This window comes from Paenibacillus sp. MAHUQ-63, from assembly GCF_028765165.1.
Lineage (GTDB): Bacteria > Bacillota > Bacilli > Paenibacillales > NBRC-103111 > Paenibacillus_E.
Genome location: NZ_JARADB010000003.1, coordinates 297,155 through 312,419, shown reverse-complemented (window position 1 = coordinate 312,419; position 15,265 = coordinate 297,155). Strand labels below are relative to the sequence as shown.

Here is a 15,265-nt window from a genome sequence, read left to right as displayed (position 1 = left end):
GGGCTAGCGGCAAAGGCGCCGATCCAGCGTGAGCTAGGTCGAAGGAGCCGGAGTCAGAGCGAGCGCGCACCTCGCTAACGGACACAGCAGCCCTTATTCGAGGCAAAAGGGCCGAATTAGCCACCTAAAGGACACCAGAGACGTTATTTTGCTCAATTGGGGCTGATTTGGCCCCGCTGATAGTAAATAGCGGCATCTGTGTCCGTTAGAATCGAAGAGCGATGTTTTTCGCGCAAATAACGGCATCTGTGTCCGTTAGCCGGGCCTGGCGAGCCCGCATGGGCATGCCGCTCTCCAGAGTGAGCGTCGAACCACTAAAAACCGTCAGCTGCTGAACTACACTCTAATGGTTAGAGACTAAGTCTAACATGGGAGATGAAGTTCATCCGCTGACGGTTTTTTTGTGCGCCTATACGATGAATAACACAAGTGAACCTAAAGAAAACACTACCAGAAACGGGAAATAAGCAACTATAATGAACATTGTTAAGCGCTTACATGGAATTGATCATTCCAATTCGAACATAGAAGGGGGTGGGAAGCTGTCAAGTGCATGCCGTCAATTTCATCATCCGATGTTCCCGAAGGCTCAAATCGTCTGATCGCTCGAAAAGTGGAAGTGTGTTTGCACAGAAATCCAGTCTTGTATATGAATGAGAGACGAGGAGGATTATTATGCGACTTATGTTCATCAAACCGATTCATTACTTGGTGATGCTCTCTTTACTTCTGTCGACGGCACTTATCTTCAGCAGCGTCACTTCGGTGACGGCAGCTTCAATCGCCATCGCCAACCCCGGCTTTGAAAGCGATGCAACCGGGTGGACCAAGGTCGGTTCCGCTGCGATCTCCACCAGCGACTATCATAGCGGCAGCCGTTCGGCGAAATCGACCGACACCGGCGGCGGTTATAAGCAAACGATTTCCGGGCTGACGGCCAATACGAGCTATACACTCAAAGCCTGGATCCTCGGATCAGGTGTCATCGGAGTGAATTCGTACGGCGGCAACGAAGTCACAGCCGGCGGCAGCACATCAGCCTGGACGCAGTTTACCGTCAACTTTACGACCGGTGCGTCCAATACGAGCGCCGTCATTTTCGCCAGAGGAACAACGTCTTCGGACGCCCGTTTTGATGATTTTACACTGGACAGCAGCTCAGGCTCGACGCCAACCCCAACGCCTACTACGACTCCCGCACCAACATCTACGCCGCCAAACGCACCAACGCTGCCTTCCCAAGTCCTTTACTTGAAAAATTGGAAGATCACACTCCCGATTCCGAAACAATCGGGTTCCACAAGCCCCTTGGAAGTGCTGCAACCTGCCCTTGATACGTACTCCATTGACCCTTGGTTCAAAGTGGTGCACGATGCCGACGGCTATGCGGTTCAATTCCGGGCCAACCATGGCGCTGTCACGACCTCCGGATCCAACAACCCGAGAAGTGAGCTTCGTGAGATGAATGATCTATATACGAGCGGCGATTCCAGCAGCCAGATGGCCTGGGGAAGTAACGACGGCAAGACACATACTATGTACATTAAGCAAAAGGTCACTCACCTGACGACTGTGAAACCGCACACTGTTGTCGGACAAATTCATGACGGCGACGATGACGTAACCGTGTTCCGCGTGGAGGGGAACAATCCCGGCGGCGTATCGACGACGGCCAAAATTTACATCACGGACGGAAACAATTCGCACGGCTATTTGCTCGATAGCAACTATACGCTAGGGACATTATTTACGGTGAAAATCATCGTCGCGAACGGTGTGATTTCTTATGAGTACAACGGTCAACCCGTACCTTATACGCAAACGAAAGATGTGACAGGCTGCTTCTTCAAAATCGGCAACTACACCCAATCCAACGACTCCACAGCACCGGGCGAGAGTCCGGACGCATATGCCGAGAATTGGGTGTATGAGTACTCGGTTACCCATCAATAGTTTCGCTAAAAGAGCTCTGCCATGTCGGCGTCTTCTTAGTTGAAGAGCCGACGGCAGGCTCTTTTTTTCGGCTGCATGATGGTGATTTCGGCCACTAGATTGATAGTATTGGCTACTTACTTCGTCCCGGAAGGGCTGTACAATGAAAAGTAGGACGAAGACGAATACTTCGGCCGGCTTGTCTCATATATTGAAATGCATTGTACTTATGGAAACGCTTTATCCACAAACCTATTTTCAATTGGAGGAATACGCGTATGGCAGGAAACAGAGCGGTTGTGTATAACAAACCGGGAAGCGTGGAAGTGCGGGATACGGCATTTCCGGACCTCGTCTTGCACGATGGGCCTGGCGTCAACCCATTAAACGTCGGTCGGAAATGTGAGCATGGCGTTATTCTGAAAGTGGTCACAACGAATATTTGCGGAAGCGACCAGCACATGGTGAGAGGCAGAACGACGGCGCCTTCCGGGCTTATTCTAGGACACGAAATTACCGGCGAAGTGATCGAGGTCGGACGTGATGTGGAGTTTATCCGCAAAGGCGATCTGGTCTCCGTGCCGTTCAATATCGCTTGCGGGCGATGCCGCAACTGCAAAGAACGCAACACGAACGTCTGCTTGAACGTGAACCCGGACCGTCCCGGCTCGGCATACGGCTATGTGGACATGGGCGGCTGGGTTGGCGGACAATCCGAGTACGTGATGGTGCCTTACGCCGATTTCCAACTGCTGAAATTCCCGGACAAAGCGCAGGCGATGGAGAAAATTCTCGATCTCACGATGCTTTCGGACATTTTCCCTACAGGTTATCATGGGGCGGTTAGCGCCGGCGTTCGACCGGGTTCAACCGTGTATGTGGCAGGGGCCGGCCCAGTCGGCTTGGCTGCGGCACATTCCGCACAGCTGCTGGGCGCAGCGGTCGTCATCGTCGGCGATCTGAACGCCGAACGGCTTGCCCAAGCGAAGAGCTTCGGCTGCGAGACGGTCAATCTGCGGGAGCACGCGAATTTGGCGGAGCAAATCGAGCAGATACTGGGCGTGCCTGAAGTGGATTGCGCGATTGACTGCGTAGGCTTCGAGGCGCATGGCCATGGGAAGGCGCATGGAGAAGCGCCGGCAACCGTGCTCAATTCCATCATGGAAGTTACACGAGCCGGCGGAAGACTTGGCATTCCGGGATTGTACGTAACCGGCGACCCCGGTGCCGTCGATGAAGATTCCAAAATCGGCACGCTCAAAATTCGCATCGGACTCGGTTGGGCGAAATCTCATACGTTCGTCACAGGCCAAACGCCGGTCATGCAGTATAACCGCGATCTGATGATGGCTATCCTTAGCGGCCGGGCGCAAATCGCCAAAGCCGTGAATGCGACGAAGATTTCACTGGAGGAGGCGCCGGATGCCTATCAGGCGTTCGATCGCGGAGTTTCACGCAAGTACGTTATCGATCCGCACGGACTTGTGAAATAGAAGATGAGAGACATTCCCGGTGAACGAACGGTTCGGCCGGTGAATGTCTTTTTTTGCCGTTTCCGCCGGGGGCAATCCGGGGTTGATTACGCCGATGACCCCGAGCTGCCTTCACGGCAGGGGAAAACTCGCCTGTGTCAGCCGGCTGAGGAGCTAGCAGACCGCCGCATGCGGATGACATACAGCCAGCAGCCGGTCAAGGCGGCGAACACGATGGCGAGCAGGCCGTCAGGACTTGGCATCAGGATATATTCATATTCCTTGGATATGACGAAGTATTTGCGCAGAATGAGCGTGTCGATAACGGCATTACCGGCCGCATGCATGACGACCGCCGGCCATACGCTGCCTGTCAGGAGCCGGATCTCCCCATAGACGACGGAGAGTGCGGCGATACCGAGCAGGAAACGCGGATAGAACCAATCGGCTGTCGGATCTACGAACAGATGCAGGTAGGGCAAATGCCAGGCCGCCCAGATCAGGCCGACGTACGCGTGGGCCAGCCATGTAGGCCAACCTCGCCCGTATACCTTAGGGGCCAAATAACCGCGCCAGGCGAATTCTTCGAATAGGTTTTTGAGCAAGCTGGGCAGCAAAGCCGTGCCGATCGCAGCCAGAACCGGTGCTGAGAACGTGACGGTACCGAGTCCATTGGCTTGAACGATCCACATCATGAGCAGTGCGCAGCAGGGGGAGAACAGGAGGCTGATCGCGTAAAAGAGCGCTTGTTCGCGGACCTGCGGCCGAATCCCCAGGTCCCTCCAGCCATCGCCCCCGAACGCCCGCAGCACAACCATGCACAACAGCGGGCAGACGATCCATAGGAGCTGCCCCAGACTGCCGCCGGCATCCATGCCGGCCTTCAAGTCTATCAGCCGTCCTATCCATCCGCAGCCCAGTGCGATGAGGGAGAAGATTCGTATATTTCTCATGTATTCTGCACCTCGTTTCAGCGTATTTCCTCGCGTAATCAACATATTTGCCAGTTACCGGAAATAGACTTTATGTGTAAGAACATATACGCAGGAAAAAAATAGTTGTCGCATTCGAAGAGCTGTAGTAATATCAAATTAAGCGCTTAACCTAGAAGGGGATCAAGCGCTTAGACTATGAGAGATTAAGCGCTTAATCCCTCGGGAGAAAAAAGGAGATCGTGATACCCATGAGCACAATCCGATTGACGATGGCCCAAGCTCTGCTGCGATTTTTGGACAGCCAGTATATTTCGGTTGACGGCGTTGAGCAGAAGTTTGTTGAAGGCGTTTTCGGCATTTTCGGCCACGGTAACGTAACGGGAATTGGCGAAGCGCTGGAGCGCAGCGCCGGCAGCCTTGCCTATGTGCAGGGCAAGAACGAACAAGGCATGGTGCATGCTGCAATCGCTTTCGCAAAGCAGCGGAACCGGCACCAAATCTATGCGTGCACGAGCTCGATCGGCCCAGGCGCGCTCAATATGGTTACAGCCGCGGCAACGGCGACGGTGAACCGGATTCCCGTGCTGCTGCTGCCGGGGGATAATTTCGCTTCGAGGCAGCCGGACCCCGTGCTCCAGCAGCTGGAGTCCGTTCAGGATTACACGATTTCCGCGACGGATGCTTTCAAATCGGTGAGCAAATATTGGGACCGGATCGTAAGGCCGGAACAGCTGATGACCGCTGCCGTACAGGCAATCCGGGTCCTGACCGATCCGGCCGATACCGGAGCGGTGACCCTTGCCCTGCCGCAGGACGTGCAGGCAGAGGCGTATGATTATCCTTTAACTTTTTTCGATAAGAAAGTCCATTATATCGACCGCCGGCCGGCCGCCGAATCTGCGGTAGCGCGTGCGGCACAGCTGATCCAAGGCAAGCGCCGGCCGCTCCTCATCGCAGGCGGCGGGGTGCTGTACGCGTCCGCCTCGAGCGAGCTTACCGCCTTCGCGGAAGCGTTCGGCATCCCCGTAGCCGAGACGCAAGCCGGCAAGAGCAGCATGCCTTGGAACCACCCGCTGTACGTCGGCGCGATCGGTGTGACGGGCGCGCTTGCGGCCAACCGGCTGGCTCAGGAAGCGGATGTCATCATCGGCGTGGGCACGCGGTATTCCGATTTCACGACATCGTCGAAGTCGGCCTTTGCCCATCCTGACGTGCAGTTCGTCAACATCAACGTTAGCAGCTTCGACTCAGCGAAGCTTAGCGGCACGGCCATCTCAGCCGATGCACGCGAGGGGCTCGGCGCTTTGCAGCAAGCGCTTGCACAAGCGGCCTACAAGACCGGCTATGGCAGCGGGGAAATTGCCGCGCTCAAGCAGCAATGGGACGCCGAGGTCGACCGCCTGTACGCAGCGGAGCATGAGTCGGGCCTTGCCCAAACGCGGGCGTTGGGCGTGATCAACGCAACGATCGCTCCCACATCGGTCATCGTGTGCGCGGCGGGGAGTCTGCCCGGCGATTTGCACAGGTTGTGGCGCTCGGCGGAACCGAAGACGTACCACATGGAATACGGCTTCTCCTGCATGGGCTACGAAATTGCCGGAGCCTTCGGCGCCGCGCTTGCGGAGGTTAACCGCGAGGTCTATGCGCTCGTAGGCGACGGCAGCTATCTGATGATGCATTCGGAGCTGGTAACCTCCCTGCAAGAAGGGCGTAAAATCACGGTGCTCTTGTTCAATAACCACGGCTTCCAATGCATTCATAATCTGCAGCGAAGCCAGGGCAGCGACGGCTTCGGGAACGAATTCCGCTACCGCTCGCAGGAAACGGGCCGGTTGACGGGTGAATTCATGAGCATCGATTTCGCCGCGCATGCCCGCAGTCTTGGGGCTCAAGCTTACAAAGCGACTACGGCTGAGGAGCTGCAACAAGCGCTTGAACAAGCTAAAGAAGAGAAGATCACAACGCTGGTCGAAATCGCGGTCGTTCCGGGCACGAATACGGACGGTTACGAATCCTGGTGGAATGTAGGCGTGCCGGAGGTATCCGTCTCCAGTAAAGTTGTGAAGGCTCACGAGAACATGAAGGCCCGCGAACGGGCAGTCACGATCATCTGAATGAGAGGGGAAAGCGACATGGGCAAGCTGCCTTTTCAATTAGGCATTCATCCGATTAACTGGGTCGGCGAAGATGTGAAGGAGCACGGAGCGGACACCACGTTCGAGCAAATCGTTGACGAGATTCAAGCTCTTGGCTTGACAGGCACGGAGATGGGGCGTAAATACCCGACAGATCCTGCCTTGCTCAAGGAAGAGCTGGCGAAGCGCGGCATCCAGCTCGTTTCGCAATGGAAATCGGTGTTGTTCTCCGATCCTGCGTACCGCGAAGAGGAGCTGCAGGCCTACCGCAAGCATGTGGAATTTCTGCAGGGGATGGGCAGCAAGGTGATCTCCACCTGCGAGGTCGGGGGATCGCTGCACTTTGACCCCAGACGTACGCCGCATGAGAAGGAAGTGCTGCGTTTCGACGATGCGGCTTGGTCCTCGCTGGCTGAGGGCTTGAATGCAGCAGGAGCGATTGCGCAGGAATACGGACTCAAGTTGACCTATCATCATCACGGCGGCACGGCGGTGGAGCGGCCGGAAGAGATTGACCGTTTGATGGAGCTGACCGATCCCCGTCTTGTGTACTTATTGTTCGACACCGGGCACGCGTATTACGGCGGCGCAGACCCGCTTGCAGTATTGCGCAAGCATTACGACCGGATTGCGTATATTCATTTGAAGGATATTCGTCAGGAGGTGCTGGATCAGGCACGCGCGGCGAACGCGGATTTCGTAACGTGCATCCGTCAAGGCGTGTTCACGGTTCCGGGCGACGGATGTCTGGATTTTGCCCCGATTTTCCGGGAGCTGCTTGACCGTAAGTATAGCGGCTGGGCGATGCTGGAAGGGGAGCAGGATCCCGCTGCGCATCCCGCTTATGACTATGCGAAGAAGTCGCTTGATTTTATCCACACTATCATATCCCAAGAAAGCAGGTAGAGAATCCATGACTTATGTAACCTTTCCTACGAATAAGACGCTCGACTTTGCAGCCATCGGACGCTTGTGCATCGATTTGAATGCGAACGAGATTCATCGGCCGATGGAGGAAACGATGACGTTCACGAAATACGTCGGGGGCTCGCCTGCGAACATTACGATCGGCATGGCACGCTTGGGACTGGATACGGCTTTCATCGGCAAAATCGCCAACGATCAGATGGGCCGCTTCATTGCGGACTATTTGCAGCGCAACGGGATCGATACGGCGAATGTGGTGACGGATACGACCGGCGCCGTGACAGGGCTTGCTTTCACCGAGATCAAAAGTCCGACGGATTGCAGCATTCTCATGTACCGTGACAACGCGGCTGACTTGAAGCTTACACCTGGCGAGGTGCAGGAAGAGCTGATCGCGAAGGCGAAGGTGCTCCTGATTTCCGGGACGGCGCTGGCCAAAAGTCCATCGCGTGAAGCGGTTTTCCAAGCATTGAGCTATGCCAAAAAGCATGGCGCTGTGATCGTTTTCGACCTTGACTACCGTCCGTACACATGGACATCGCCGGAGGAAACGGCGGTTTATTATAACCTGGCAGCGGAAAAATGCGACATCATCCTCGGCACGCGCGAAGAGTTCGATATGATGGAGCGCTTCGAGAATAATGACGCTCACGACGACAAGGTGACAGCTGCCAAATGGTTCGATTACGCTGCCAAAATCGTCATTATCAAGCATGGGAAGGAAGGCTCCATCGCCTATACCCAGGACGGTCAAGGCCACCGGGCCAAAAGCTTCCCGGCCAAAGTCGTCAAGACGTTCGGCGCAGGGGACTCCTATGCTGCCGGCTTCCTCTATGGCGTCATGCAGGGCTGGACGCTGGAGAAGAGCATGGAATTCGGCAGCGCTGCCGCCTGCATCGTCATATCCAGTCACAGCTGCTCCGATGCGATGCCTACGGCCGAGCAGGTGCATGATTATATCGAACGCTGCAACCGCAATGAAATTACGGCTTCCTAACATAGATTGCATATCCGGCCATAAATGAAAGGGGATTTTACGATGACAGCAGTATTGCAAAACTTGATCGGCGGGAAATGGGTGACATCGGCCTCGACACAATCCGAAGCTGTTTATAATCCGGCAACAGAAGAAATTATCGCGCAGGTACCGATCTCCACCAAAGAGGACGTAGACCAGGCTGTGCGAGCGGCCGCGCAAGCATTTCCGGCTTGGAGCGCTACTCCGGTTCCGCGCAGAGCGCGCATTTTGTTCAAGTACCAGCAGCTGCTCGTGGATCACTGGGAAGAGCTGGCCCGCCTCGTGACCCAAGAGAACGGCAAAAGCTACACGGAAGCCTATGGCGAAGTGCTTCGCGGCATTGAGTGCGTCGAGTTCGCAGCAGGCGCGCCGACGCTCATGATGGGCAAGCAGCTGCCGGATATCGCAACGGGTCTGGAATCCGGCATGTACCGCTATCCGGTTGGCGTGGTCGGCGGCATAACACCGTTCAACTTCCCGATGATGGTGCCATGCTGGATGTTCCCGCTGGCGATTGCTTGCGGCAACACGTTCGTCCTGAAGCCGTCCGAGCGTACGCCGCTGCTGGCGAACCGGTTGGCTGAGCTGTTCATCGAAGCAGGCTTGCCGGCCGGGGTGTTGAATGTTGTTCATGGCGCACATGATGTGGTGAACGGCATTCTGGAGCACAAGGATATCAAAGCGGTATCGTTCGTCGGCTCGCAGCCTGTCGCCGAGTACGTTTACACTACGGCATCCGCTCACGGCAAAAGGGTGCAGGCGCTGGCCGGCGCCAAAAATCACTCGATCGTCATGCCGGACGCCAATCTGGAGCTGACGGTGAAAGAAATTATCAATGCTTCCTTCGGCTCTGCCGGCGAACGCTGTATGGCGTGCTCGGTAGTCGTCGCCGTCGGCGGTGTCGGCGATGCGCTCGTTCAGAAGCTGGTTGAAGCGGCGGACAAAATTACGATCGGCAACGGCAACGAGGAAGGTGTTTTCCTTGGTCCGGTAATCCGGGGCTCGCACAAGGACCGAACGCTGCAGTACATTCAGTCCGGCGAGCAGGAAGGGGCCTTGCTCCTGCGTGACGGTCGCCAAGATGCGGCAGCCGGCGGTGAAGGATATTTCGTTGGGCCGACTATTTTCGATCAGGTGCAGTGCGGGATGAAAATTTGGAAGGATGAAATTTTCGCTCCGGTGCTTTCCATCGTAAGAGTTGAAACGCTGGAAGACGCGATTGCTTTGGCGAACGCCTCGGATTTTGCCAATGGCGCTTGTATTTTCACGGACAGCGGAAGCGCCGTAAGGCAGTTCCGGGATACGATCGATGCGGGCATGCTGGGCGTTAACCTCGGCGTACCGGCACCGATGGCGTTCTTCCCATTCTCCGGCTGGAAGAAATCATTCTATGGCGACCTTCATGCGAACGGCATGGATGGCGTTGAATTTTATACACGCAAGAAAATGGTAACAGCCCGTTGGTAACGCCATAGCTCAAATCATAAGTCGCACAGATACGCACAAGGGGTGGAAGCATGACGCTGGTTTCGATGAAAGATATGCTGCAAGCGGCGCTCAAGGAGAAGTATGCTGTCGGGCAGTTTAATTTGAATAACTTGGAATTTACGCAGGCGATTCTGCAAGCGGCGCAGGAAGAGGAGGCGCCTGTCATTCTCGGTGTCAGCGAGCCGTACATTCCATATATGGGCGGCCTTCCCTGCATCGCCGGGATGGTGAAGAGTCTCATCGAGCATTACGGCATTACGGTCCCGGTTGCCCTGCATCTGGATCACGGCTCGACGTACGAGGTCTGCGTGAGAGCGATTCACGCCGGATTCACCTCGGTTATGATCGATGCGTCGCATCATTCGCTTGAGGCGAATATCGAGCTCACACAGCGGGTGACGCAAGTCGCGCATGTCCTTGGCGCGACCGTGGAAGCGGAGCTTGGGCGAATTACGGGGCGCGAAGACGACTTGGTCGTGGACGAAGCCGAGGGGATGTATGCGGTCCCGGAGGAGTGCGTGAAGCTGGTGTATCAGACCGGGATCGACTGCCTGGCCCCCGCTCTCGGTTCCGTGCACGGACCTTACCGCGGCCAGCCTAAGCTGGGCTTTGAGCGGATGGCGGAGATTCAGCGATTGACCGGTCTGCCCCTCGTGCTGCATGGCGGCAGCGGACTGCCGGAGGAAGAAATCCGCCAAGCGATTGCTTTAGGCACTTGCAAAATCAATGTCAATACAGATAACCAAGCGGCTTGCACGGCGGCGATTCGGAACTATTTGAACGAGCACCCGGAAGCGTATGATCCTCGCAATTACTTGATACCGGCGCGGGAAGCGATTAAGGCTGCAGTGAAGGCGAAGATCCAGTTGTTCGGGAGCGCAGGGAAAGCGGGAGGATTCGGACTATGAACAAAATTAGAGTAGGCATTATCGGTGCCGGACGCATCGGAAAAATTCATACCGACAATTTATTAAGACTGCCCCAAGTCGAAGTTGTCGCGGTCAGCGATTTATTCGCCGGAGCGGAGCTGGCGGCGTGGGCGGCTGAAAGAGGGATCGGACAGGTCGTGCAGGACAGCGATGTGCTGCTCGCGAATCCCGACATCGATGCTGTTTTCATTTGCTCGTCGACGGATACGCATGTGCCGCTGATCAAGAAGGCGGCTCAAGCGGGCAAGCATATTTTCTGCGAGAAGCCGGTATCCATGGACATTGCACAAACCGAGGAGGCGCTTGAAGCTGTGCGCCAAGCAGGCGTACAGCTGCAGATCGGGTTCAACCGCAGGTTCGATCATAACTTCATCAGGGTTCGCGAGCATGTGCAGGGCGGTACGATCGGCCAGCCGCACATCGTGAAAATCACTTCACGCGACCCGAATCCTCCCCATGCGGATTATATCAAAGTATCCGGCGGAATTTTCATGGATATGATGATCCACGACTTTGATATGGCCCGTTATGTCACCGGCTCCGAGGTAGAGGAAGTGTACGCGCAAGGCAACGTGCTGATCGACCCGGTCTTCGCCGAGCATGGCGATGTCGATACGGCGATTGTGACGCTTCGCTTCGCGAACGGTGCGCTCGGCGTCATCGACAACAGCCGCCAAGCGGTATACGGCTATGATCAACGAGTCGAAGTATTCGGTTCCAAGGGCAGCGTCGCTGTGACGAACGATCATCCGAATACGGCGGAAATTGCCACGGCCGAAGGAATTATGCGGGATAAGCCGCTGCATTTCTTCCTGGAGCGCTATAATGCCGCTTACACGCTGGAGACGCAAATGTTCATCGAGAGCTTGACCGGCGGGCGTCCGCTTGCGGTAGAAGGGTTTGACGGCTTGCAGGCGGAGCGCATCGCGCTTGCTGCGAAGCTGTCGAGCCAGCTGAAGCGCCCTGTGAAAATCAACGAAATTAATGAACTGCGGACGCAGCAGCCTGTCGTTCAATAAGGAGGCGTGAAGGAAGTATGCCGGATTTAATTGTAAAAGCCAAAGAAGCGGATGGCGAAGGCGTCGTCCTGAGCGTCACGCCGGCGTCCGCCGGCTGGGAATACGTAGGTTTTGAGGTCGTGAAGGTGGCAGCGGGAGCATCTCTGCGGCGTGAAACGGGAAGCCAGGAAGTGTGCCTTGTCCTGCTTAGCGGGAAAGCGGATGTTTCGACGAAGCTGGCAGCGTGGCGGGGAATCGGGCAGCGGATGAGCGTTTTCGAGAAAATTCCGCCTTATTCCGTGTATGTGCCGAATGAGGATCGCTACGAGGTCACTGCGCTGACGGATGTGGAGCTGGCGGTATGTGCCGCTCCCGGCTTCGGGCGTTATCCGGCAAGACTCATCGAGCCGTCGCAGGTCGGCATTGAGACTCGCGGATACGGCCATATCGAGCGCCAAATCCATAACATTCTCCCGGAACAGGAGTCTGCGGACAGCCTTCTAGTCGTGGAAGTTTTCACGCCGGACGGCCACTGGTCCAGCTATCCGCCGCATAAGCATGACCGCGACTCCCTGCCTGACGAATCGCTGCTGGAAGAAACCTATTACTTCCATGTTCAGCCCGAGCAGGGCTTCGCGATTCAACGGGTGTACACGGACGATCGCTCGCTGGACGAGACGCTGATCGTTCGTGACGGGCAAACGGTGCTTGTGCCTAAGGGCTACCATCCCGTCTGCGCGCCGCCGGGCTATGAAGTATATTATTTGAATGTGATGGCAGGCCCTGTCCGCACATGGAAGTTTCACAACGATCCCGATCATGCCTGGTTAATGGCGAAGCCTCGCGAATAGCGGTGTGGGAAGCGAATGGTTATTGCCTGCGGGTTGCAACTTAGGTGCCTTCTGAGCATAATAGAACATAATGTGAAAGTGATGGGAGAAGCAAATGAAGGCAACCATTTATGATGTGGCCCGTGAAGCGGGCGTATCCATAGCAGCCGTTTCGCAAGTGATTAACGGAAAAGGGAAGATCAGCGAAGAGCGGCGCAACGAAATTTTCTCCGTGATGGAGCGCTTGAATTACCGTCCCAGCGTGATCGCAGCGGCTCTGACCGGCAAAAGGACCTATACGCTCGGACTGCTTGTGCCCGATATCTCGAATCCGTTCTTTGCCGAAATCGCGCATGCGGTGGAGGATCAGGGGCATAAGCTCGGCTACAGTATCGTGATTTGTTCCACACATAACGAAGATGAGCGTATCGAGCGGTATTTGACGCTGCTGCAGCAGAAAAGCGTGGACGGCATGATTATCGGTACCGGGATGGACAATCTGGAGCTGCTCGCTCCTCTGGTCGATAAATCGGTGCCGATCGTGTCGATTGCCCGGGAGATGCCGAGCGCCTATGTGCAGACGGTGCACGTCGGCGACTTCGACGGCGGCAAGCTGGCCGGGCAGCATTTGCTGGCGCTTGGCCATACCCGGATCGCCGTGCTGGCCGAGCACTTGAAGGTCAGCTCCTCCCGGGAGCGGATTCGCGGATTCCGCGACGCGCTGGCCGGAGCCGGCTGCGAGCTGCCGGACGCCTGGGTGAAGCCCGGCGGCTTCGATCTGCTGCAGGGCGGCAAGCGGCAGACGCTGGAGCTGCTGCGGCAGGCCGAGTGTCCCACAGCGCTGTTCTGCTGCAACGACCTGCTGGCGATAGGCGCCCTGCAAGCCGCCAAGGAGCTCGGCGTGCGCGTGCCGGAGGAGTTGTCTATCGTCGGCTTCGACGATACGATCTTGGCCTCCGTCACGGACCCGCCGCTCACGACGGTCGCTCAGCCGATCGAGGCGATGGGTAAGCTGGCTGTCGATCTGTTAATCGGGCAGCTGACGAATCCGTCGGAAGCGAAGCCGGCGCATGTGCTTGAGCCGAAGCTAGTCGTGCGCAAATCAACCGCCTCAATAGGAGATTGATAGAGAAAGGTCAGCCTGGTACTTGCGGGCTGACCTTTCTTGTTTGTGCGGAAGGTGATATGCTTAGCTGTATAAGAGGAGCATTATTTATGTCGAGTATTTCATAGGGTGCCATCATCATTTTGTTATGAAGAGAGGTTGTTTGCTTTGGAAGCTAACAAATCATGTTGTTCTGCCGGCCGGGAGACCGCAGCGCAGGTACATGCAGAACCTGCTTATCGCGAGAAGGAGAATGGCGGGATCGTCAGGCAGCCGCTGGACAAGTCCAAGATGATCTATATAAGCGGCGGTGCCTATCTGATGGGAACGGACGATCAGGAAGGGTTTCCCGCTGACGGTGAGGGACCGGTGCGCGAGGTCACGATTAAGCCTTTTTATATAGATCCGTGCACGGTAACGAACCGGGAGTTCAAGCAATTCGTCGATGAAACAGGTTACCGGACGGAAGCGGAATCCTTCGGTTGGTCCTTCGTGTTCCACCTTTTCGTATCCGAAGCGACAGCTCAGAAGGTGAAGTCGGCGGTGCAGCAAACACCTTGGTGGTGGGTCGTCGAAGGTGCCTATTGGGCGCATCCGGAAGGTCCGGATTCGCACGTCGAGGACAGATGGGACCATCCTGTGGTCCACGTGTCTTACCGGGATGCGCTGGCGTACTGCGAGTGGTCCGGGAAAAGGCTGCCTACCGAAGCGGAGTGGGAATTTGCCGCGCGCGGCGGTCTGGTGCAGAAGCGCTATCCTTGGGGGGACGAGCTGAAGCCGGGCGGCAAGCATATGTGTAACATTTGGCAGGGGAAATTTCCAATCAAAAACAACGCCAGCGACGGCTATGCGGGCACTGCGCCGGTTAACGCCTTTGAGCCGAACGGGTATGGCTTGTATAACGTAGCGGGGAACGTGTGGGAATGGTGTTCGGACTGGTTCAGCCCGGATTATCATATCAAAGGAAAGCGCGTGAACCCGCAGGGGCCGCCTTCCGGACAAGCCCGCGTGATGCGCGGAGGTTCCTATCTGTGCCACAAATCGTACTGCAACCGGTACCGTGTTGCGGCGCGAAGCAAAAATACGCCGGACAGTTCAACCGGCAATATTGGTTTCCGCTGTGCGGCGGATGCCGAGTAACGCTCGACAGGAGGTCAGTCTGCCATGATCAGATGCGGGAATTGCTCCAGGATGACGGAGCTTCAGATGCATCGGTGCACGCATTGCGGGAAGGTGCTGAATTATACCGTTGCGGAGAAGTTCGATATGCTTGCCGAATCCGTCGAGCAGGCGCTGAAGAAAGAGCTGGAAGCCAGGAGAAAGCTGAAAAGGTAGCGTTTTACGCGTGAGAAGGTCGCTGTTAAGGTCGCTGTTGCAGCGGCCTTTTTGCTTTGGCTTTTTACTTTGCGCTTTGTGTGGACACGTTGCCGTCGTCGGTTTGCTCTAACGGACTGAGCGGGCGTTATTTGCCGGAATTCCGGTTACCTGTGGAGCTA

Annotated in this window: 13 protein-coding genes; 12 read left to right on the top strand and 1 reads right to left on the bottom strand. The window is 56.2% G+C overall.

What is annotated here, in order from left to right; genetic code table 11:
• Window positions 1-675: 675 nt before the first annotated feature.
• Window positions 676-1,953: a polysaccharide lyase family 7 protein gene (locus PUT07_RS17725; RefSeq protein ID WP_274469658.1), complete on the top strand. Its 1,278-nt coding sequence runs from the start codon at window positions 676-678 to the stop codon at window positions 1,951-1,953.
• A gap of 257 nt (window positions 1,954-2,210) precedes the next feature.
• On the top strand, window positions 2,211-3,425 hold the full coding sequence (gene fdhA, locus PUT07_RS17720; RefSeq protein ID WP_274469657.1) for a formaldehyde dehydrogenase, glutathione-independent: 1,215 nt from the start codon (window positions 2,211-2,213) through the stop codon (window positions 3,423-3,425).
• A 137-nt stretch (window positions 3,426-3,562) separates the two neighbouring features.
• Here fdhA and PUT07_RS17715 read toward each other — a convergent pair whose 3' ends face one another.
• Window positions 3,563-4,357 (bottom strand): CPBP family intramembrane glutamic endopeptidase, encoded by a 795-nt coding sequence (locus PUT07_RS17715; protein WP_274469656.1) that lies wholly within the window; start codon window positions 4,355-4,357, stop codon window positions 3,563-3,565.
• 230 nt (window positions 4,358-4,587) lie between these two features.
• Here PUT07_RS17715 and iolD point away from each other — a divergent pair, with 230 nt between their 5' ends.
• The 10 genes from iolD (at window position 4,588) to PUT07_RS17665 (ending at window position 15,104) form a co-directional block, all read left to right on the top strand.
• Entirely contained in the window at window positions 4,588-6,453 is a 1,866-nt protein-coding gene (iolD, locus tag PUT07_RS17710) for a 3D-(3,5/4)-trihydroxycyclohexane-1,2-dione acylhydrolase (decyclizing) (protein WP_274469655.1), read from the top strand.
• A gap of 18 nt (window positions 6,454-6,471) precedes the next feature.
• Window positions 6,472-7,380, top strand: coding sequence for a myo-inosose-2 dehydratase (iolE, locus tag PUT07_RS17705; protein ID WP_274469653.1), 909 nt, complete (start codon window positions 6,472-6,474; stop codon window positions 7,378-7,380).
• A gap of 7 nt (window positions 7,381-7,387) precedes the next feature.
• Complete coding sequence (iolC, locus tag PUT07_RS17700) at window positions 7,388-8,398, top strand: 5-dehydro-2-deoxygluconokinase (RefSeq protein WP_274469652.1); 1,011 nt, start codon at window positions 7,388-7,390, stop codon at window positions 8,396-8,398.
• Window positions 8,399-8,440: 42 nt separating this feature from the next.
• Complete coding sequence (locus PUT07_RS17695) at window positions 8,441-9,886, top strand: CoA-acylating methylmalonate-semialdehyde dehydrogenase (protein WP_274469650.1); 1,446 nt, start codon at window positions 8,441-8,443, stop codon at window positions 9,884-9,886.
• 50 nt (window positions 9,887-9,936) lie between these two features.
• Window positions 9,937-10,815: a class II fructose-1,6-bisphosphate aldolase gene (fba, locus tag PUT07_RS17690; RefSeq protein WP_274469649.1), complete on the top strand. Its 879-nt coding sequence runs from the start codon at window positions 9,937-9,939 to the stop codon at window positions 10,813-10,815.
• Complete coding sequence (iolG, locus tag PUT07_RS17685; protein ID WP_274469647.1) at window positions 10,812-11,855, top strand: inositol 2-dehydrogenase; 1,044 nt, start codon at window positions 10,812-10,814, stop codon at window positions 11,853-11,855. Before fba ends, iolG begins: the two co-directional genes overlap by 4 nt.
• Before the next feature lie 17 nt (window positions 11,856-11,872).
• Window positions 11,873-12,685, top strand: coding sequence for a 5-deoxy-glucuronate isomerase (gene iolB, locus PUT07_RS17680; protein ID WP_274469646.1), 813 nt, complete (start codon window positions 11,873-11,875; stop codon window positions 12,683-12,685).
• Between the two features lie 94 nt (window positions 12,686-12,779).
• On the top strand, window positions 12,780-13,790 hold the full coding sequence (locus tag PUT07_RS17675) for a LacI family DNA-binding transcriptional regulator (protein ID WP_274469645.1): 1,011 nt from the start codon (window positions 12,780-12,782) through the stop codon (window positions 13,788-13,790).
• Between the two features lie 147 nt (window positions 13,791-13,937).
• Window positions 13,938-14,909 (top strand): formylglycine-generating enzyme family protein, encoded by a 972-nt coding sequence (locus tag PUT07_RS17670; RefSeq protein ID WP_379239926.1) that lies wholly within the window; start codon window positions 13,938-13,940, stop codon window positions 14,907-14,909.
• Window positions 14,910-14,933: 24 nt separating this feature from the next.
• A complete protein-coding gene (locus tag PUT07_RS17665; protein WP_274469644.1) occupies window positions 14,934-15,104 on the top strand; it encodes a hypothetical protein in 171 nt (56 codons plus the stop codon).
• Window positions 15,105-15,265 lie beyond the last annotated feature (161 nt).

What these genes read in the sequence shown, in the direction of transcription:
- PUT07_RS17695 (WP_274469650.1), top strand. Translation starts at nt 8,441, where the DNA reads ATGACAGCAGTATTGCAAAACTTGATCGGCGGGAAATGGGTGACATCG.
- PUT07_RS17725 (WP_274469658.1), top strand. Translation starts at nt 676, where the DNA reads ATGCGACTTATGTTCATCAAACCGATTCATTACTTGGTGATGCTCTCT.
- iolE (WP_274469653.1), top strand. Translation starts at nt 6,472, where the DNA reads ATGGGCAAGCTGCCTTTTCAATTAGGCATTCATCCGATTAACTGGGTC.
- fba (WP_274469649.1), top strand. Translation starts at nt 9,937, where the DNA reads ATGACGCTGGTTTCGATGAAAGATATGCTGCAAGCGGCGCTCAAGGAG.
- PUT07_RS17665 (WP_274469644.1), top strand. Translation starts at nt 14,934, where the DNA reads ATGATCAGATGCGGGAATTGCTCCAGGATGACGGAGCTTCAGATGCAT.
- PUT07_RS17715 (WP_274469656.1), bottom strand. Translation starts at nt 4,357, where the DNA reads ATGAGAAATATACGAATCTTCTCCCTCATCGCACTGGGCTGCGGATGG.
- fdhA (WP_274469657.1), top strand. Translation starts at nt 2,211, where the DNA reads ATGGCAGGAAACAGAGCGGTTGTGTATAACAAACCGGGAAGCGTGGAA.
- iolG (WP_274469647.1), top strand. Translation starts at nt 10,812, where the DNA reads ATGAACAAAATTAGAGTAGGCATTATCGGTGCCGGACGCATCGGAAAA.
- PUT07_RS17675 (WP_274469645.1), top strand. Translation starts at nt 12,780, where the DNA reads ATGAAGGCAACCATTTATGATGTGGCCCGTGAAGCGGGCGTATCCATA.
- iolD (WP_274469655.1), top strand. Translation starts at nt 4,588, where the DNA reads ATGAGCACAATCCGATTGACGATGGCCCAAGCTCTGCTGCGATTTTTG.
- iolC (WP_274469652.1), top strand. Translation starts at nt 7,388, where the DNA reads ATGACTTATGTAACCTTTCCTACGAATAAGACGCTCGACTTTGCAGCC.
- iolB (WP_274469646.1), top strand. Translation starts at nt 11,873, where the DNA reads ATGCCGGATTTAATTGTAAAAGCCAAAGAAGCGGATGGCGAAGGCGTC.